Source organism: Winogradskyella helgolandensis, assembly GCF_013404085.1.
GTDB classification, from domain to species: domain Bacteria; phylum Bacteroidota; class Bacteroidia; order Flavobacteriales; family Flavobacteriaceae; genus Winogradskyella; species Winogradskyella helgolandensis.
This window is the reverse complement of record NZ_JABFHO010000001.1, coordinates 2417717-2438184: the sequence shown is the minus strand read 5'-3', so window position 1 is coordinate 2438184 and position 20468 is coordinate 2417717. Positions and strand designations below refer to the sequence as shown.

Genomic DNA, 20468 nt, shown 5'->3' with positions numbered 1-20468 from the left:
ATAAAATCAATAGCATTTAAGGTACGTTTGTTTACTTCAGATTTTGAGCTATTTAAGCCAACTTAAAGATATTAAATATTGGCAATCGCTTTAATTTCTCCAATAATTCGATTCGCTAAAGTATCTGCTGCTGCTTGCGAAGGAGCTTCTGTATAAATTCTAATAATAGGTTCTGTGTTACTCTTACGAAGGTGTACCCAACTATCTGCAAAGTCAATTTTAACTCCATCAATGGTGGTTAAATTTTCATGACTATAATTCGCTTCCATAGTTTTTAAAATCCCATCGACATCCAATCCTGGCGTTAACTGAATCTTCTTTTTACTCATAAAGTAATTTGGGTAAGAGGCTCTCAATTCACTTACTTTCATTTGCTTTTCAGCTAATAAACTTAAAAATAAAGCCACACCAACTAAAGCATCACGTCCGTAATGTGATTCCGGATAAATAATACCTCCATTACCTTCACCACCAATAACAACGTTATTCTTTTTCATTAAAGTTACAACATTGACTTCACCTACAGCACTAGCTTCGTAAGTACCACCATGCTTTTCTGTAACATCGCGCAACGCACGTGTAGAACTCATGTTACTTACCGTATTCCCTGGCGTTTTACTTAATACGTAATCTGCACAAGCGACCAATGTATATTCTTCACCAAACATTTCTCCTGTTTCATCCATAAATGCCAAACGATCCACATCAGGATCTACAACAATTCCGAAATCTGCATGTGCTTTCACCACCGCTTCTGCTAAATCACCTAAATGCTCTTTAAGTGGTTCTGGATTATGTGGAAAATGACCCGTTGGATCACAATATAATTTCACAGGCTCAACACCTAAACGTTCTAGTAATAATGGAATAGCAATACCTCCTGTAGAATTCACACCATCAACAACTACTTTAAAATTAGCGTCTTTTATGGCTTGCACATTCACTAAGTCTAAGTCTAAGACTTCATCAATATGAATATCAATATAGGCATCATTAATGGTTATTTTTCCTAAATCGTCCACCTCAGCAAAATTCATGCTGTTAGATTCTGCAATCTCTAATATCTTCTGTCCTTCTGCTCCATTCAAAAATTCACCTTTAGCATTAAGAAGTTTTAAAGCATTCCATTGCTTTGGGTTATGACTTGCTGTTAAAATAATACCACCATCGGCATGTTCTAAAGGAACTGCAATCTCTACAGTTGGTGTTGTAGATAAGCCTAAATCAATCACATGAATCCCCAGGCCAACTAAAGTATTCATTACTAAATTCTGAATCATTTCACCCGAAATACGAGCATCACGACCAACAACCACGATATAATTATCTTTGTCTCGCTGCTGTTTTAACCAAGTGCCATAAGCTGCCGCAAATTTAACCGCATCTATTGGTGTTAAGTTATCGTCTACTGCTCCTCCAATAGTGCCTCTAATTCCTGATATTGATTTTATTAATGTCATGTATGTTTCAATTTTTAACAAATATAAATAGATATACCGTTTTTAACTATTTTGTGATTATGAATTTGTAATTTCGAAATATGAATTTTCTCGCTCATATTTATCTTTCAGGAGACAATGAACACATTGCTATAGGCAACTTTGTCGCAGACGGAGTTAGAGGTAATAAGTATAAATTATACCCTAAAGACATCCAAATTGGTATTCAATTGCATCGCAATATTGATACATTTACAGATGCACATCCGCTTTTTAGACAATGCACTAAACGCTTACATAAAGGTTACAGTCATTATAGTGGCGTTATTGTAGATATATTTTTCGATCACTTTTTAGCTAAAAATTGGAAAACGTATTCTGATATTCCGCTAGAGAGTTACATCTCCGATTTTTATACTAGTTTGACCAAAAACATAGACATTCTACCGCCTCGTTTTAAAAGAATAACTCCGATAATGATAGAAGGTAATTGGCTTCTCAGTTATACGACTGTGGAAGGCATTCAAATTGTTCTAAATGGCATGAACCAAAGAACAAAAGGCCGTTCTAAAATGAATGAAGCCACCAAAGAATTAAAAGAGCATTACGACGCTTTTGAAACTGATTTTACCCTATTTTTTGAAGACCTTAGAGCGTTCAGTATTACAAAACGAATTGAGATAGAGAAACAGTTTGAAGATTTTAGTACTTAATTAATGCTTTAAACCCTATCCTATAATAAAAGCCCTGAATTTAAGTTGTTTAATTGGTTTTTAACATCTTTTTAAATAATCTACAAACTGTAAATTGTATATTTATCCTCACCGAATTCCATAGTAAAACCTACGTATCAAAACCAACCAAACATGAAACAATGTATTGTTACACTAGCATTCTGTTGCTCACTATTTTCATTTTCCCAAGGCACACAACTCTTAAGACAACCCACTTTACATGGCAGTGATGTTGTATTTGTCTATGCCAACGACTTATGGAAAGCTTCCGTAAATGGCGGAACTGCAATTAGATTAACCAGCGACGATGGTTACGAATCTAATCCACATTTTTCTAATGATGGAACCCAGATTGCCTTTACAGCACAATACGATGGTAATGTTGATGTGTTTGTGATGCCCTCTGAAGGAGGAGAACCAAAACGATTAACCTTTCATCCTGAAGGAGACTTTGTTCAAGGTTGGACTCCTGATGGAAAGGTACTCTTTAGATCTAGTAGAGAAAGTCAACCGACAATGACGAGTAAGTTTTTTACGGTGTCAACAAAAGGAGGTTTACCAGAAGCCTTAGATATTCCCAGAGCGGCCTACGGAGAACTGTCTCATGATGGTAAGTATTTAGCCTACACACCAATTACAGGTTGGGATGCCGAATGGAGAAATTATCGTGGTGGCCAAGCCTTACCAATTTGGGTGGTGAATATGGAAACGAAAGAACTCATTAGAACTTCTCAGCCTACAAAAGAACGACACTTAGACCCTGTGTGGTTAAATGGGCTGGTGTATTTTATGTCTGAGCGCGATTATACCATGAATATTTGGTCTTTTAATCCAAACACCAAAGAAGAAAAGCAAATTACCTTTCATAAGAAATTTGATGTAAAAAGCTTAGATGCCAGTGAAGACAAGATTGTTTATGAACAAGGTGGTTATCTTCATACTTACAATCCAACGTCAGGAAATACAACACAATTACATATAGATGTTAAAGCAGATTTAAACTTTTATAGAACAAAATGGGAAGATGTATCTGCTTCAAATTTATCTAATCCTAATCTATCACCAAATGGTAAACGTGCCATTTTTGAGTATCGTGGTGAGATTTTTACAATTCCTAAAGAAAACGGCACTTGGATGAATATTACCAACTCACCTGGCGTTGCAGATCGCAATCCGATTTGGTCTCCTAAAGGTGATAAAGTGGCGTGGTTTTCGGATAAAAATGGTGAATACCAATTACTAATAGCCGATCAAAATGGGCAAAATGTAGAAGCGATTAATCTACCAAATCCGACCTTCTATTTTCAACCCGATTGGTCACCAGATGGAAAACACATCGCTTACACAGACACACATTACAATATTTGGGTGCTTAATTTAGAAACTAAAAAAACTGAAATCGTAGCAACTGATCGTTACGCACATCCTAACCGAACTATGAATCCGGTGTGGTCTCCAGATAGTAAGTGGATTGCATTTTCAAAACAATTAGAGAGTCATTTCAAATCTATTTTTGCTTATAATATTGACTCAAAGAAAACGATGCAACTCACCGACCCTATTGCAGATGCTATTAGTCCGGTTTGGGATGCTTCGGGTAAATACATTTACACTTTAGCAAGCACCAATTATGGTCTTCAAACAGGTTGGTTAGACATGAGTAACTACGACTCTGCTGCCACTTTATCACGCAGTTTATATGCCATCGTTTTAAATGCTAAAGATGATGCACCAAATCTTCCAAAAAATGATATGGAGGAGATTGAAAAGAAAAATAAGGATAGCGATAAGAAAGCTAAAGACAAGAAAAAAGACAAGGATAATGACAAGGATAATGACAAAGAAGAAGCTAAAAACATTTCAGTTACCATTACCGAAACTGGAATTTTTGACAGAGCTGTCGCTTTAGATTTGCCAGCTCGGAATTATATCGGACTTCTTAAAGGTCCTGAAAATAGCGTATTTGTTTCTGAATCAATTCCAAATGAAGACGGCCTTAAAGTCTATACGTTTGACGTTGAAAAAGAAGAAAAAACGGACTATGCTGATGGTGTATGGCAAATGGTCGCTTCGAAAGACCGAAATTCAATACTATTATTTCAAAAAGGAAATTGGGTAATGTCTGATACCAAAGCTCCACCAAAACCTGGAAAAGATAATTTAAAAACCAATCTAAAAATAAAGATAGACCCTAAAGCTGAAGCGCATCAAATATTTAAAGAAGGTTGGAGATATATGCGCGATTTCTTATATGTAGATAATGTTCATGGTGCTCCTTGGGACGCCATTTACAAATGGTATTCGCCTTGGATAGACCATGTACGCCATAGAACCGACTTAAATTACGTTGTGGATATTATGAGTGGCGAAGTTGCTATTGGACATTCTTACGTCTATGGTGGAGACTTTCCAAATGTAGATCGTGTACCAGTAGGTTTATTAGGTTGTGATTTAGAACTAGAAAATGGCAATTATAAAATTGCTAAAATCTTTAGTGGAGAACGCTGGAATCCTGATATAAATGCTCCCTTAGCACAACATGGAATTAATGTAAATGTCGGTGATTATATTTTAGCGATAAATGGCAAAGAGCTTTCTGAAACTGTAAATCCTTACAGTGTGTTAGAGCAAACGGCTGGTCGTGAAATTAACATTACAGTAAACTCTAAACCATCGCTAGCAGATGCCAAAACTATTTTAATAAAGCCTGTTAGTAGTGAAAGAGGTTTACGAACTATGGATTGGATTGAAAGCAACCGTAGAAAAGTAGACGAACTCTCTAATGGTAAATTGGCCTATGTCTATGTACCAAACACAGGAGAAGGCGGCTTCACATCATTTAACCGATACTATTTTTCACAACAAGATAAAAAAGGAGTGATTATAGACGAACGAAATAATGGAGGTGGTTCGGCTGCTGATTATATGATAGATATTATGTCGCGTGAATTGTTTGGCTACTTTAACAGTAGAGCTAATGATAACCGACCATGGACCACACCAATGGCTGGAATTTGGGGACCAAAAGTCATGTTGATTAACGAACGTGCTGGATCAGGTGGTGATTTACTGCCTTACATGTTTAAAATGAAAAATATAGGACCGATGATTGGCACCAGAACTTGGGGAGGCCTTGTAGGTACTTGGGACACTCCACCTTTTATTGATGGAGGCGGAATGGTAGCTCCTCGTGGTGGATTTTACGACGTCAATGGGGAATGGGCTGTTGAAGGTGAAGGTGTAGCACCAGATATTGAAGTGATACAAGATCCCAAATTAACATCTAAAGGCATCGATCCGCAGTTAGAACGTGCTGTTGAAGAAGCTATGAAATTACTTAAGAATAATGAGTTTGAATTAAAACCAGAACCAAAAGCACCTGTACGATGGAAACGTCCTGAAGGTTATAAATCTGATAATTAAGTTTTACGTCATTATAAGGCTTGAACTTGTTACGAGGAACGAATTGAAAGTATAATGAAACATTCAACAGATTGCTTTGTCATTCTTCCTCGCCATGACGTCAACTATTTATACTAAATTTGCACAACAAACAATTCAACACGTCGTGGCTAAGCAATCTAAACTAAAAAAAGCATTTAAAATAATAGGTGGACTCATCGTATTCTTCACCTTACCAACCCTCCTACTCTTCGGGTTTATATATTTTAAATACAATGAAGAGTTGCCGACAGGCGAACAAGGAGCTAAAGCCGACCAGTTAGCAACAAATATGCTACAAGCCTTAAATGAAGAAGCTTATTTAAATACGGCATATATAGAATGGACGTTTAAAGGTAGACACCATTATAAATGGTATAAATCTGATAAAACTTGTGAAGTGTATTGGGACGATTTCACCGTAATTTTAGATTTGGAAAATCGAAATAACTCAAAAGTTTTTGTTTTAGAACAAGAATACAACGGCATTGAAAAACAAGATTATATTACAAAAGCCGAAAGTTATTTTAACAACGATTCGTTTTGGTTGGTTGCACCTTACAAAGTATTTGATGCTGGAGTTGAACGTCGCTTAGTAAAAACGGAAGACCAAAAGAATGCACTATTAGTGACTTACACTTCTGGCGGAACAACGCCTGGCGATTCCTATTTATGGCATTTAGATGATTCTGGGAAACCAAAAAGCTTTCAAATGTGGGTAGATATTCTTCCTATTGAAGGCATAGAGGCTACTTGGGAAAACTGGATTACTACAGAAAGCGGTGCACAATTACCAACCTTTCATAAGTTTTTGTTTTTAGGAATAGAACTAACCGATGTTAAAGGGCTAAATCTTTAATTTTTTTTCATGCAAAGTTGCTAATTTAAAAATGTAAATCAACCACAACCTAAGCACCCAATAAAACAAAAATTAAACACCTAAATTCCGACAGCGTCGGAATCAACGATATTCAACAGTATTGAGCACTAATTAGGAATATAATAACTATTTAGAGCGTTGCCCAACAAACTGTTGACTCTTCAATTTAAACAACACATTAAAACTCGTTAAGCTTCCGTAACTTCTTGTTATATATTGCTGAAGGTCTATTTTCTCTTGTTCCTCTAGATTACTCGAATTGATCTTTTGTTCCATAACACGCAAGCGATCGCGCACCATAGTAATTTTATGAAAGAACGTATCTATTGGTACTTCACTCGACTTTAAATTAGTATCTCCAGGTTGCATAATGAGTTTACCTCCTTTCCATTTATCTGCAATAGTGATGACTTCTGATACATCAGACCATTTTTTCAATATGGCCTTTAAACTGCGTTCTACTTCATAGAAACTCACCGTATCAACTTCGTCTTCTGCGGCTTCAATCACTTCAAATTCTGAGTCTAAATCTATAGTCTCTAATCCGTTATCTATAAAGGTGACCCAGTAGTGATTTGAAGTGACGTTGGTAACCACTCCTTTTCCATAGTCTGAATGGTTTATTCTTGATCCTATTCCTAGTAATTTCATAGTTTATAAGGTGTTATAATTAGTTATTAAAAAAAACTAAAATAAGAAAAAATCAATCCTAAAGGTAAATTGCATTTACAAATGTTAAGAATTATTAAAAGTGACAAATCCTACCAATAAATCTCATTATTTTTATCATAATATCAAATTAAACTCAATTAATTATGAAAAAATTACTTTTTACACTTTTATGCTTTACATTCTTTTTATCGGCTTCTGCTCATAATGAGCCAAAAGTTGGTGATATTCTAACTGTTAAAACGCCATCTGCTGAAGGCTTTAATCACATTGATTTTCCTAAAGCAAATACGTTAATAAAACGCGGTGTTGTTACGGGTTATAAATCCGTAGATAATGAGGCTGTTGTTATTGATAAAGTAGACACAAAAGATAACGGCTCTACAACTGTAATTATTAAGAAAAAAGACGGTTCTAAATTCTTTGGTCTTCTAAACAAAGTTAAAGCCGATTATGCAAAAGCTATAGAAACAGGAGAACTAGTTATTATTAAATAGCCGCAACTTCTCTTTTAAACATAAAAAAAACTTAGTCTATAAAGGACTAAGTTTTTTTGTTTTAAAATTATACGATTAAATTTTTAGTCTTTAACAATTCTAAAACTATGCTGTCCTTCTTCTGTAAATAACTTTACGATATAGATTCCAGAGGTAAACGCTGCGATATCTAATTGTAATTGAGATGTTGCTGTTGTTCTCGACAAAACTTCCTGTCCAACGATATTGTACATTTTCACACCTGTTAATGTCGTCTTATAATCAATATTTAAAACATCTTGAGCCGGATTAGGATATATAGCTAAAGCGTTAAGCTCAAACTCATCAACACTTAAAGGTGCTAAGTTTAATGTAAAATCTAAGGCCTGACCGTAACTTTCCTCAATAGATACTCCAAATGCATTAAATAGAATACCACAAGGATCGATTACAGCGGGAGAAGGAGGGTTTTCACCTTCACCTACAAGATTGGTATATGTTTTTGTTAGTCTAATACGTGTTTCACCTAAAACAGCGTCTGTAGGAATTGCAATATCTAAAGATACAAAAACTCCATCGGTTCCATCGGTATTTGAAAGTAAACCAAGCTCATACACTTCGCCTTCATCATCGAGAATATCATTTTGATTCCAATCTACAAAAGCTACTATATTTGCGTCAAAGTCACCGTAAGTATGACCTGTAAGGGTCAATGTATACGTTTCATCTGGAGCCACGTTTGCAATTGTAGCTGTTTCGTCTACTAAAATAGAGATGTCGTCAGTATTTACAATACTAGCATCTGAAAAGTTCACCGTTGAGATTTCTTCTACTCCCCAAGGATTCGCTAGTTCAGGAATATCACAATATGGACTAGGAAAAGTCTGCGCCTGTAATCCTAATGTTAATAGAGCAATCGCGAAAGTAATTTTTTTCATATATTATTATTTTAAATGGTTAACTAGCAATTTATAATAATAAAATCAAAATCCTTTTAGATCTTACCTTTTTAACAAACATAATAATGCGCATCTCTTTAATAAGTAAGAACCTCATCACCTTTACACAACTATCACTCTACCCTTTTCTCTTAGTTCGCTTAGGCTTTTCATCCTTCAACTTTACAAATATGAGTTTTTTGTGTCCTTTTGAATCTTCACGTCGTTCGATTTCGAAAGTCGGAATTGATTTAATTAAAGGAGTTAATTTCTGAAAACCATAATTTCTAGAATCAAAATTAGGTTGTTTCTTTTGTAGCAAGCTTCCTACATCACCCAAAAATGCCCAACCATCGTCATCTGCTACATCATCTATAGTTGTGGCTATAAATTTGATTTCTTTTGTTGTAATGGTATCGTAGTTGTTTTTAGATGATGCTTTTGTAGTGGATTCTAAAGGACTTTCTTCAGATTCATTTTTAAGAATCTCTATGTAAATAAACTTATCACAAGCCACTATAAATGGATTTGGCGTTTTCTTTTCACCTATACCATAAACCGCCATTCCGGCCTCGCGCAAACGGGTTGCTAGTCGCGTAAAATCACTATCGCTAGAGACTAAACAAAATCCATCGACTTTCTCGGAGTATAAAATATCCATAGCATCGATAATCATTGCCGAATCGGTAGCATTTTTACCTGTGGTATAACCATATTGCTGTATAGGGGTTATAGCATTTTCTAACAATAAGCTTTTCCATTTATTTAAATTGGGTTTAGTCCAATCTCCATAAATACGCTTAATAGTAGGATTGCCATATTTAGCAATTTCTTCCATCATTTCTTTAACGTAAGCAGATGGGATGTTGTCACCATCTATAAGTACGGCCAGTTTTATATCCATAAATGTATTTGTTGTTATTCTAACCCTAAAGATAAGGGCTTTCAAATAAAAAACCACTTCTATTGAAGTGGTTTTATTAAACTTTACGAAAGCAGTTACTTACGACTTGCCTTTTTAGCAATTTTATCTGCTTTCTTTTCTTTAGCCGATTTTGTAGCCTCTTTTTTTACATTTTTCTTTGCATCTTGTGATTTTGCCATGACTATACGTTTTTAAGTTTAAAACTAATATTAAATGTAGTGAAAAGAACGATACAAATTCCACTTAGATACTCTTGTTTTTATGGCTATTGATTTTTTAAAATTGTAATAACCTATCATTGTAAAGACTTAAAATTGACTTTACTTAGTACAATTGAATTATGACAATCTACGTGTTTGCAGGCACCAATAATTAAATTGGCAGTCATACTTCTTTAAATCCACCCCTTGTTCAACACTAAATAAATAAAAACAAATCATCCTCATTAGAAACTGAACTTGTTTCCAAAATTTCAGAATCAAAAAAGTCATCTAATAAGCTGTCGTCTTGTGCTTCTAATCGGGTTTTTAGCAGTCTATTTTTTAGGTCTTGTAGTAATGTCATGGCGCATGGTATTAATATACTAAATATACGACTTAAATATGACATTCGGATGTTTCAAATGAGGTATAAATCACCCAAAACCATACATTTAGCAATACATTAACATTTAGATAATATTAGCAAAACAAATAAGCAGGAATTCAAGTGTTTTATGCTTATTTATCAATCTTCTGCATCAACCCGCTTCCAAATCAATTCACTATTAAGTATAAAACTCCCAATAGGATCAAAATTACAATCCGAAGGGGCAATAATAGACAAAAAAGGCTCCTCATTCTTATCGCGGTACAAATGATAGGTTTCTCCAATAAGCGGTTCAAACGTATAACGCGCATTATAAACTAAAGTATTGTATTCTAGCTCTTCCATCATCTTCTCATACGCTGCTTTTAGCTCTAAATACTTGGCTTTAATTTGTTTATTAGCTTTATGGATGTTTCTGGTTTTCCAAGACGAAGTGTCCGTAACCTGTATAGCAGGTGCGCCAACATTAGTCGCATACGGTTTTAGATAAGCATCATAACGTTGCGTATCCTCATTGAACACTATTTGATCTGGTTTCTTTTCTTTAGACATAAACAACACGCTTTTTACATTTACAAAGATAAAACACCTTAATTATTCATTTATAGGAAACTATTGTAATTTTTTATTAAATTTAAACCACTAATTAATAAACCTAAATGAATTTTACAAAAAAAGTAGGCGCTTTAAACCTCTTTATTATTACACTCTGTGTTTTAATTATTGTGGTAGCCATATATTTATTCTTAAGAGGAGATCAGCGTCATGCGATCTTTATCGGACTATGGGTCCCAACAATTCTCGCCTTCGCCATCTTTTTAAAACAGATTTTAAATGGAGGCAAATAATATAATGTTCTCGTTTGCGATATTTGTATCAGTATGCGTCGTAGTTTGGGCGGTTTTAGTTATTCGCGCCTATAACAAAATAGATCGTGGCGATTAATGAGGTAATCATTAACCGCACAACCCAATGTTATCAGTAACACTTATACCATCTTAAAATCTAAAAGCAATTCTCCTTCAATAGACGCTTGTAAATGATCGCCTTTTACAACTAAACCTGTTCCACTAGCTGGAGTACCTGTAAAAATAAGATCACCGGCTTCTAAGGTCATAAAAGAAGAAATATAAGCTATGATTTCTGCAAAACTGTAAATCATTAAGCTAGTATTTCCCACTTGTTTTTGCGCTCCATTAATCTTTAAATCGTAATTAATAGACCCTAAATCTTTAAAGTCCGCAATTGGCTTAAAGCCCGAAATAGGAGACGCACCATCAAACCCTTTAGCCAAAGCCCAAGGGCCTTTATTTTCTCTACTTGCTGCTAAAACATCTTTAGCGGTGTAATCTATACCAACCGCTAATTCTGAAATATAAGATTCAGCATCATTTAACGCAATATCTTTACCGCGCTTTCCTATCTTGGCAACCAACTCAACTTCATAAGCTAATTGATTAGTGATTTTAGGAAAGCCAATGTCCCTATTATCGGTAACTAATGTCGAATCTGGTTTGGTAAATATCGTTTGCGCTCCTGTTTTTATAGCAGCTATTTCTGATGTGTCGTTGACATAATTTTTGCCAATACCTATTATTTTCATGGTGTTTTTTTATTTCAATTAAACTGAGAATAAAGATAGCAAAATTACAGATGCAATCTTCGCTATTTAACCAGTTGTATCGGTATAATTTTTTTTGATGTACCCTCTTTATAAAGTTCACAATACTTTAACAAAAAATAGGCTTACAATTAACGACTGCACAATAGCAAAAACGGGAATTAATCCTACTTTTGACCATTTTAAACCCTAAGTTAGAACTGCAGTAATGGAAACATCCAACAAAAAGAAAAACCGAATTCGTAAAATATTAAAATGGACATTTACTGCTGTAGGAATTTTACTGATAAGTTTGTTTGCTATTCCTTCTATTTTTAATGATGCTATTTCAAATGAAATCAAGAAAGGCATCAACAAAAATTTAGAAACCAAGCTTCAGTTCAACAATTCTAACATCTCCTTTTTCACACATTTCCCAGCATTAACTTTTAATTTTGAAGATGTTAATGTATCTAGTTCAAAACCTTTTGAAAAAGACACCTTAATTACAGCTAAAGAATTAGGGTTTGGTATTAATGTCTTTAAACTCATTTTTTCGGATAGAGTGGTGATAAACGAAACCTATCTCACCGATTGTAAAATAAATCTCATTAAAGATAAATTTGGAAGACAAAACTATGATGTCTTTAAAGCTACTGATACCAGTACAGTCGCAAATGATACTAGTGCAATTGGCTTAAGACTCAATCTTAAGAAACTTAAAATTGAAAACGCAACCATACATTATACAGACAATGATCTCGGTATTAACGTGATGACTCATGGGCTTAATTATAATGGAAAGGGAGGTATAATTGATGGCAAATTAAAATTAGGCTCTAATTTGGATATTACGAGTATCGATGTTGCTTTTGAAAACTCAGAATATTTAAAAGGAAAGACATTAAAAGCCAAGTCATTTACTGTTTATGATACAGATAATCTATCGATTGCTTTGGATAAAAACACTATATCTTTAAACGATCTTAAAGTAAATTTTAATGGTAATCTAGATATTTTTGACCAAGGCTTTGCGTATAATTTACTATTGAAAACTGAAAATGGTAAGATTAAAGATCTGATTTCAGCCTTGCCACCTCAATATGCAGAGTGGTCTAAAGCAGTGACTCTTAACGGAGGTTTAAATGCAACCTTACGTCTTACAGGTTACACAGGTACAATTCCTAAAGCTTCAGAATTAAACCACATAGAATTAGAAGCTAATATATATGATGGCTACGTGAAACATAAGGAAGCGGACCAAGCCCTTGAAAATCTCGATCTAAAATTTAAAGGGAGTTTAAAAAAGGATTATATAGATTTTAATTTAGACAGTTTAAATTTTACACTGAATGAGGAAACGACTAAAGGTTATGTACATGCGAATGGAAAACTAGATTCTTTAAATGTAGTATCGCATATTAAATCTAACGTTGACCTCAGCATTCTTAATGAAACACTAAAATTACCAGACCTCGAATTTAATGGAGTTTTGGCTGCAGACATTACCTTAGATGGAGTTTACCAACCTCTTGCATCTAGGATACCTCAAACTAAAGGAAGTTTTGAGTTATCGGAGGGATCTTTGCAAACCTCAGGACATCCAGAACCTATAAAAAATATTGAATTACGTGCTACGGCAGATAACGAAGGACAAACTTATGCAGAGTCATCTATAACCTTTAATAAACTCAATTTCAGTTTTCTTGGTAACACATTTACCAGTTCTGCTTTCTTTAAGAATTTTGACCAACCCGAATACCAAATTGAGGCTAAAGGAGATATAGATTTCACCACGCTTCATCAAGTAATAGAATTACCAATTATAATCACTAAAGGACAATTAAAAGCCAATTTAAGCTTAGAAGGACAACTAAATAACCCACAAAGTGATACCAAAAACACAGGTACATTAGAGCTTAAAAATATCGGGATGACTTCAAAAGTGCTGCAACATCCTGTGCTAATAAAGGAAGGTCAGTTTTTATTTTTGAATGAAAAAATGGCGCTTTCAAATCTAACCGTTCAGCATCAATCGTCTGATTTATCTATAGACGGTTATTTTGAAAACTATCTCGATTATGCTTTATTTTCTAATGGTGTTTTACGAGGAGATATCAATCTTAAATCGCCTAAAATAGATATCACTGAGTTTTTTCCCAAAGAAGAACAACTCGTACAGAAGTCAGATAGTATTACAACATTGAATACTGTTGAAAATACAGTAGTTGGTGTCATGCAAGTCCCTAAAGATTTAGATTTAGCCCTTACAATTAAAATAGATAGCCTCATCTATAACAGTTTAAATATCACTGATTTTTCTGGGCAGTTAGGGATAAAAGAACAGGGACTTTTCCTAAAAAATAGCACCTTAAAAATGGTAGATGGCACATCACAATTAAGTGGTTTTTACCAACCTATATCTACAGAAGACGCCTTATTTTCTATGGGGATTAAAGCACAAAATTTCAATATAGAAAAAGGTTACAACAGCATAGAATTATTTAAAGAACTCGCTCCTGCTGCTGCACAAGCTTCTGGTATAGTGTCTATAGATTACAATTTAACAGGTACTTTAGACAACCAAATGCTACCTGTATTACCAGCCTTAAAAGGAAAAGGCACTTTAAAAGTACACAATGTAAAATTTGATGGGTATAAGCTTATGGGAAAAGTCTCTGAAAAATCTGGATTCGATGCTTTAAATGACCCTAAAATATCGGAAATTACAATTAACTCTACAATAGACAATAATGTATTAGAATTAGAAGAATTTAAATTTAAAGTTAGTCCGTTTAGATTAAAACTAGAAGGACAAACCACATTAGATGGAGACCTCAGCCTAAAAATGAGAATAGGATTACCTCCGCTAGGCCTTATAGGAATTCCTGTAGTTATAGAAGGGAATAGTGACGACTTTGATATAAAATTGGGTAAAAAATCATCAGACCTCTCCACTGAAGATACAATTGAAAATAGCTATTCTGAAGACGAATTAAACCGATTATCCACACAAAAAGACTCCATTCGAAGTGGTGAATCTACAAATGCGATTAATAAAATGCAACAAGAAATTAAAAGTGTAAAGTCTGATTCCATAAACAAATGAATCGGACAATAAAAATGATAGAAAAGGCACACGTATAACACAAGCGGGTCATAAGCGGGTCATAAGCGGGTCATAAGCGGGTCATAAGCGGGTCATAAGCGGGTCATAAGCGGGTCATAAGCGGGTCATAAGCGGGTCATAAGCGGGTAAGCTATAGTTTTTTCCTACATAAACGAAATATATAATCTAGAATACGTCAAATACAAACCCTAGCAACCAATACAGTACAAAAAACACCACAATTGTACCAATACAACCGCACTTTCCTCCTCCTATTTTTTTTGCACCCCATGCTGCACCTATAATCTTTAATAATTTTTCCATTGCTATTTTGTTTTAATATAGTGTAAAGTTAAAAAGGACTTAAGTAAATATTGAACTCTAAACGTAAAAATCCGCGCGCATCTCATCACAAATAGTTAGGTTACAAATTGAAATATACAAATTAGAAAGCCGTAAATTGCTACGCTACATTGCATAAAAATCTTAGTCTAGTTTATAAAAAAGAGTTAATTTGCCCACAAATTTAAACGATGTCATCCGTCTCCAAAACACTACTTTTTATACTATTACTTTTAAATTCCATAACAGTAGCATCACAATCAGCTGCCATAACTATCGATGGTTTGTTTGACGATTGGGATTCTAACCTAACAACCTATATAGACACAAGTGAATCAGTTACTGGAATTGACCTTTTAGAACTACAGGTTACAAACGATGAAGCGTTCTTATACTTAAAAATCAAAGCCAACATAGAATTTGATTTAACCGACAACTTAATCAATCAACAAGTAAGACTCTTTATTGATACAGACAACAATACCACAACAGGCTATAACATTCAAGAAGGTTATGGCTCTGAAATTGGTATTATATTCAAAGACTTATATGCGCATTATAATGTAACGCCTTATGCTCAAATTGACTTCGCAAGTTTAAAATTGAGAGCAGCTCCTACAGTCACATCAAATGAATTTGAAATCGCCATAGGAAGACACCAAATACCAGACGGCCTTAACCCTTTATTCACTGCGTCAACGATAAAAATCTTACTAAAGAATGACGCTAATTTTGATAAGCTACCAAATGAAGGCAGTACCTTCTCGTATACTTTTGATGACACACCTGTAACTCCTTATTCTCCTATTGATATTACAAAATCAAACACTGAACAAATTAGATTGCTTGCTTACAACACCTTGTCGGACGGTTTAATTGATGTGGATCGCGTTGCACACTTTGAACAAATTATAAAAGCGTTATCGCCAGACATTATTGGACTAACAGAATGTTGGGACACCACTGCGGCACAAATAAAAGCGCTTTTTGATTCATGGCTTCCTTTAGGAACGGCCAACGGCTGGTATACTGAAAAGCTTGGTGGCTTAATAACAGTATCACGATGGGAAATTATAGAACAATGGACAAGTCTCACAAGGCAGTTTCCCGTGTTAATTGACTTACCTAGTTCTTACGCTACAGATTTGTTGTTTACAAATTCTCATTTACATTGTTGTGATGCCGATGATTCAAGACAAGCTGAAGCTGATCAATATGCCGCTTTTATATTAGATGCTAAATCACCAGGAGGTGTAATCACTTTAGAAGAAAATACACCTTTTATGTATTCTGGAGATTTAAATTTAGTCGGCTATGCGCAACAATTAATCACCTTAAAAACAGGAGATATACAAGACACAGCAACTTATGGCGCTGGAGGTCCTTTAGATTGGGATGACACCGATCTAAAAGAAGAAAATTGCTTACAAGCCGATTTAAGAATGGGCTACACTTGGCGATCAGATGATCAAGGGTTTCCGCCTGGCAAATTAGATTATATAATATTCTCAGATTACACACTTACGGCTGAAAAATCCTTCGTTTTACAAACGGAAGTCATGCCTTCCGATAGGTTGACAGAATATAACTTAAATGAATTCAATACCATAAATGCCTCAGATCACTTTCCTGTGATTACAGACTTTTCAATACATGATAATTTAAATATAGAACAGTTTCAACTTACCGACAGTACTATTTACCCTAACCCAACTACAGGTGTAATCACTATTGATTTAAAGGCTCTAAACACCTATCAAATCCAAGTGTTAAATACGCTCGGACATGTTGTACTTACTAAGCATATAGCGGCTACTTCTACCGAATTAAACGTTGCTCCATTGCCTTCCGGATTATACATTATTTCCATAAAAAATAGTGAAGGTCATCAAGTGATTCATAAACTTATAAAACACTAAGTTTAATCGTTTTTAATAATAACTATTAGAAAATCGAATTAATAGACTGCGACTTTACATGTAAAACCATAACGTCGGCAACTTAATATTTTTGTCACAAAATCCGTACCTTTGCAACTTTGCTAAAAACACGAGAGGACAAATCCAAATATGAGCCAATTCAACGATTCCATTGAAGTTAAAGGTGCACGCGTTCACAACCTTAAAAATATTGACGTTACTATTCCTAGAGACAAGCTTGTTGTTATAACAGGCTTATCTGGCAGTGGGAAATCATCATTAGCTTTCGATACCATTTATGCTGAAGGCCAACGTCGTTATATTGAAACCTTTTCTGCTTATGCACGTCAGTTCTTGGGCAGTTTAGAGCGGCCAGATGTTGACAAGATTGATGGACTGTCTCCTGTAATTGCCATTGAGCAAAAAACGACGAGTAAATCCCCACGGTCAACAGTGGGTACCATCACTGAAATTTATGACTTTTTGCGTTTACTTTACGCAAGAGCTGCCGATGCTTACAGTTTTAATACTGGTGAGCAAATGGTAAGTTATAATGATGAGCAGATAAAAGACCTCATCTTAGAATCGTATAAAGGCAAACGCATTAATATCTTATCACCTGTTATCCGCTCTCGTAAAGGGCATTATCGCGAATTGTTTGAGCAAATTGCCAAGCAAGGTTTTGTTAAGGTAAGAACCGATGGAGACATTGTAGATATCGAAAAGGGTATGAAACTAGACCGTTACAAAACCCATGATATCGAGATTGTCATTGATAGGCTTAAGATCGATAGCACTGAGAATGATGAGAAACGATTAATGGAATCCATTAATACAGCCATGTATCATGGAGATGATGTGTTGATGGTTATTGACCAAGACACCAATGAACCGCGTTTCTTTAGCCGAAATTTAATGTGTCCTACTTCTGGTATTTCGTATCCTAACCCAGAACCTAATAACTTCTCATTCAACTCACCAAAAGGAGCTTGTTATAATTGTAATGGTATTGGCGAATTATATGTCGTTAACGATCATAAATTAGTTCCAGACGAAACACTTTCAATCAAAAATGGAGCTTTAGCACCACATGGACCACAAAAGAAAAGTTGGATTTTTAAACAGTTTGAAACTATAGCACAGCGTTATGATTTTTCATTAAATGACGCTTGGAAAGATATTCCTGAAGAGGCCAAACAGGTTATTCTTCACGGAGGCAAAGACAAGTTTACGGTAGAAAGCAAACTTCTAGGAGTGACTAGAGATTATAAAATCGATTTTGAAGGAGTGGCTAATTTTATTGAAAGTCAATACAATTCAGATTCCACATCCTTAACACGATGGGCAAAAGAATACATGGACAAAGTTGAATGTCCGGTTTGTGAAGGCTCTCGTTTACGTAAAGAATCGCTTTATTTTAAAGTAGATGGTAAAAGCATTGCTGATTTGGTATCTATGGATATTGTAGAACTTAGCAAATGGCTAGACGGTTTACTCGATAGACTAACTAATAAGCAACAACAAATCTCTGCTGAAATCATTAAAGAAATAGGAAGTCGAGTTCAGTTTCTTTTAGATGTTGGCCTCACCTACCTCAACTTAAACCGAAGCTCTAAATCCTTGTCTGGTGGAGAAGCACAACGTATACGGTTAGCCACACAGATTGGCTCGCAACTCGTTGGTGTACTTTATATTTTAGATGAACCTAGTATTGGTTTACACCAACGCGATAACGAAAAATTGATTAATTCCTTAATCTCATTACGCGATGTTGGTAACTCAGTTATTGTGGTTGAACACGATAAAGACATGATAGAACGTGCTGACCATGTGATTGACATCGGACCTTTTGCAGGTAAACATGGTGGTGAAATTATAAGTGAAGGAACCCCAAAAGACTTACTCAATCAACATACCCTTACAGCAGCTTATCTCAATGGTGAAAAGGAAATTGAAATTCCTAAAACGAGACGAAAAGGAAATGGCAAAAAACTCGTTTTAAAAGGCTGTACAGGTAATAACTTAAAGAATGTAGACGTTGAATTTCCATTAGGAAAAATGATTGGAGTTACGGGAGTTTCAGGAAGTGGTAAATCGACATTAATCAACGAAACCCTCTACCCTATTCTAAACGCACATTATTTTAATGGGGTTAAAAAACCAATGCCTTATAAAAGTATTAAAGGCCTTGAGCATTTAGATAAAGTAATTGACATTAACCAATCACCAATCGGTAGAACACCACGAAGTAATCCTGCAACTTACACCAAGACGTTTGACGAAATCAGAAGCTTGTTTGCAAAGATTCCAGAAGCCATGATTCGTGGATACAAACCTGGTCGCTTTAGCTTTAATGTCAAAGGTGGACGCTGCGAAACTTGTCAAGGTGGAGGTTTACGAGTCATTGAAATGAATTTTTTACCAGATGTTTACGTGGAATGTGAAACCTGCCAAGGCAAACGTTTTAATCGTGAAACATTAGAGATTCGATATAAAGGCAAATCTATTAGTGATGTATTGAATATGACCATTGAAGAAGCCGTTGATTTCTTTGAAAACATCCCGAAGATTCATAGAAAACTCAAAACTATTAAAGATGTAGGCTTAGGCTATATTACATTAGGCCAACAATCTACTACACTTTCAGGTGGCGAAGCCCAACGTATAAAACTGGCAACAGAATTAAGTAAACGCGATACAGGAAACACCTTCTATATTTTAGATGAACCAACTACAGGTTTACATTTTGAAGACATTAGAGTATTAATGAAAGTGCTTAACAAATTAGCCGATAAAGGCAATACGGTTTTAATCATTGAACATAATCTCGATGTCATTAAAACAGTGGACTATATTATTGATATTGGATACGAAGGAGGAAAAGGCGGTGGAGAAGTTGTTGCTAAAGGTACTCCAGAAACCATCATAAAGGATAAGAAGAGTTATACAGCGAAATTTTTGAAGAAAGAAATGATGTAGGGTGTTGGTTGCTTGTTGTAAAATTAAGACTGATAACTGAAGAATAAGGACTGCCACCCTAATACGAACCTATTCGGTACTAATGTTAACTCAATTGATTTAGACATTATAAAGCCATCTATTTATTTTATAACTTAGTCTATACTAACACAAAACCTTAAACATTATGAAAAGTATTCTTTGGCTCGTAGCCGTTATTTGTATCGTAGTATGGTTGCTTGGATTATTAGATATTATTCCTGGCATGAGCAGTAGTAGCCTCATCCATATTTTATTAGTTATTGCAGTGGTTGTTATTTTGTACAATATTATTTCTGGTCGAAAACCATTATAAATTCTAAATACATCAAATTCATAAGCGTATCCACTTATTTGGAAACGCTTATTTTTTTTGTGATTACCTACCAATTTCAATCATTTTAACTTAAC

17 protein-coding genes are annotated in these 20468 nt (G+C 34.8%); 9 read left to right on the top strand and 8 right to left on the bottom strand.

Features of this window, described 5'->3' with window-relative positions:
• Positions 1-71: 71 nt before the first annotated feature.
• Positions 72-1460, bottom strand: coding sequence for a phosphoglucosamine mutase (gene glmM, locus HM992_RS10185; RefSeq protein ID WP_179319587.1), 1389 nt, complete (start codon positions 1458-1460; stop codon positions 72-74).
• 80 nt (positions 1461-1540) lie between these two features.
• Between glmM and HM992_RS10180 the strand changes: the two genes are divergently transcribed.
• The 3 genes from HM992_RS10180 (at position 1541) to HM992_RS10170 (ending at position 6473) form a co-directional block, all read left to right on the top strand.
• Positions 1541-2152, top strand: coding sequence for an acyl carrier protein phosphodiesterase (locus HM992_RS10180; protein WP_179319586.1), 612 nt, complete (start codon positions 1541-1543; stop codon positions 2150-2152).
• A gap of 153 nt (positions 2153-2305) precedes the next feature.
• Positions 2306-5596 (top strand): S41 family peptidase, encoded by a 3291-nt coding sequence (locus HM992_RS10175; RefSeq protein WP_179319585.1) that lies wholly within the window; start codon positions 2306-2308, stop codon positions 5594-5596.
• 76 nt (positions 5597-5672) lie between these two features.
• The gene (locus HM992_RS10170) at positions 5673-6473 is read left to right on the top strand and encodes a hypothetical protein (RefSeq protein WP_229720475.1); all 801 of its coding nucleotides are present in this window, start codon (positions 5673-5675) and stop codon (positions 6471-6473) included.
• Positions 6474-6620: 147 nt separating this feature from the next.
• On the opposite strand, the gene HM992_RS10165 is transcribed toward HM992_RS10170, so the two are convergent.
• A complete protein-coding gene (locus tag HM992_RS10165; protein ID WP_179319584.1) occupies positions 6621-7145 on the bottom strand; it encodes a hypothetical protein in 525 nt (174 codons plus the stop codon).
• Positions 7146-7309: 164 nt separating this feature from the next.
• Between HM992_RS10165 and HM992_RS10160 the strand changes: the two genes are divergently transcribed.
• Positions 7310-7660 carry a hypothetical protein gene (locus HM992_RS10160; protein ID WP_179319583.1) on the top strand — a complete coding sequence of 117 codons (351 nt, stop codon included), beginning with the start codon at positions 7310-7312 and terminating at the stop codon, positions 7658-7660.
• Between the two features lie 83 nt (positions 7661-7743).
• On the opposite strand, the gene HM992_RS10155 is transcribed toward HM992_RS10160, so the two are convergent.
• The 4 genes from HM992_RS10155 to HM992_RS10140 form a co-directional block, all read right to left on the bottom strand.
• On the bottom strand, positions 7744-8577 hold the full coding sequence (locus HM992_RS10155; protein WP_179319582.1) for a T9SS type A sorting domain-containing protein: 834 nt from the start codon (positions 8575-8577) through the stop codon (positions 7744-7746).
• Between the two features lie 139 nt (positions 8578-8716).
• Positions 8717-9481 (bottom strand): NYN domain-containing protein, encoded by a 765-nt coding sequence (locus HM992_RS10150; protein WP_179319581.1) that lies wholly within the window; start codon positions 9479-9481, stop codon positions 8717-8719.
• A gap of 438 nt (positions 9482-9919) precedes the next feature.
• Positions 9920-10066: a hypothetical protein gene (locus HM992_RS10145; RefSeq protein ID WP_178984873.1), complete on the bottom strand. Its 147-nt coding sequence runs from the start codon at positions 10064-10066 to the stop codon at positions 9920-9922.
• A 162-nt stretch (positions 10067-10228) separates the two neighbouring features.
• The gene (locus HM992_RS10140; protein ID WP_179319580.1) at positions 10229-10642 is read right to left on the bottom strand and encodes a DUF2452 domain-containing protein; all 414 of its coding nucleotides are present in this window, start codon (positions 10640-10642) and stop codon (positions 10229-10231) included.
• 107 nt (positions 10643-10749) lie between these two features.
• On the opposite strand from HM992_RS10140, the gene HM992_RS10135 reads away from it, so the two are divergent.
• Positions 10750-10938, top strand: a complete 189-nt coding sequence (locus HM992_RS10135; RefSeq protein WP_179319579.1) for a hypothetical protein — start codon at positions 10750-10752, stop codon at positions 10936-10938.
• A gap of 140 nt (positions 10939-11078) precedes the next feature.
• Here HM992_RS10135 and HM992_RS10130 read toward each other — a convergent pair whose 3' ends face one another.
• Positions 11079-11693: a fumarylacetoacetate hydrolase family protein gene (locus tag HM992_RS10130; protein WP_179319578.1), complete on the bottom strand. Its 615-nt coding sequence runs from the start codon at positions 11691-11693 to the stop codon at positions 11079-11081.
• A 226-nt stretch (positions 11694-11919) separates the two neighbouring features.
• On the opposite strand from HM992_RS10130, the gene HM992_RS10125 reads away from it, so the two are divergent.
• Positions 11920-14799: an AsmA-like C-terminal region-containing protein gene (locus HM992_RS10125; RefSeq protein WP_179319577.1), complete on the top strand. Its 2880-nt coding sequence runs from the start codon at positions 11920-11922 to the stop codon at positions 14797-14799.
• Between the two features lie 186 nt (positions 14800-14985).
• Here HM992_RS10125 and HM992_RS10120 read toward each other — a convergent pair whose 3' ends face one another.
• A complete protein-coding gene (locus HM992_RS10120; protein ID WP_178984868.1) occupies positions 14986-15123 on the bottom strand; it encodes a hypothetical protein in 138 nt (45 codons plus the stop codon).
• A gap of 209 nt (positions 15124-15332) precedes the next feature.
• On the opposite strand from HM992_RS10120, the gene HM992_RS10115 reads away from it, so the two are divergent.
• The 3 genes from HM992_RS10115 (at position 15333) to HM992_RS10105 (ending at position 20373) form a co-directional block, all read left to right on the top strand.
• Complete coding sequence (locus HM992_RS10115) at positions 15333-17060, top strand: T9SS type A sorting domain-containing protein (protein ID WP_179319576.1); 1728 nt, start codon at positions 15333-15335, stop codon at positions 17058-17060.
• 150 nt (positions 17061-17210) lie between these two features.
• Positions 17211-20039 (top strand): excinuclease ABC subunit UvrA, encoded by a 2829-nt coding sequence (gene uvrA / locus HM992_RS10110; RefSeq protein WP_179319575.1) that lies wholly within the window; start codon positions 17211-17213, stop codon positions 20037-20039.
• 166 nt (positions 20040-20205) lie between these two features.
• A complete protein-coding gene (locus HM992_RS10105; RefSeq protein ID WP_139181073.1) occupies positions 20206-20373 on the top strand; it encodes a lmo0937 family membrane protein in 168 nt (55 codons plus the stop codon).
• The last annotated feature ends 95 nt before the right edge of the window (positions 20374-20468 follow it).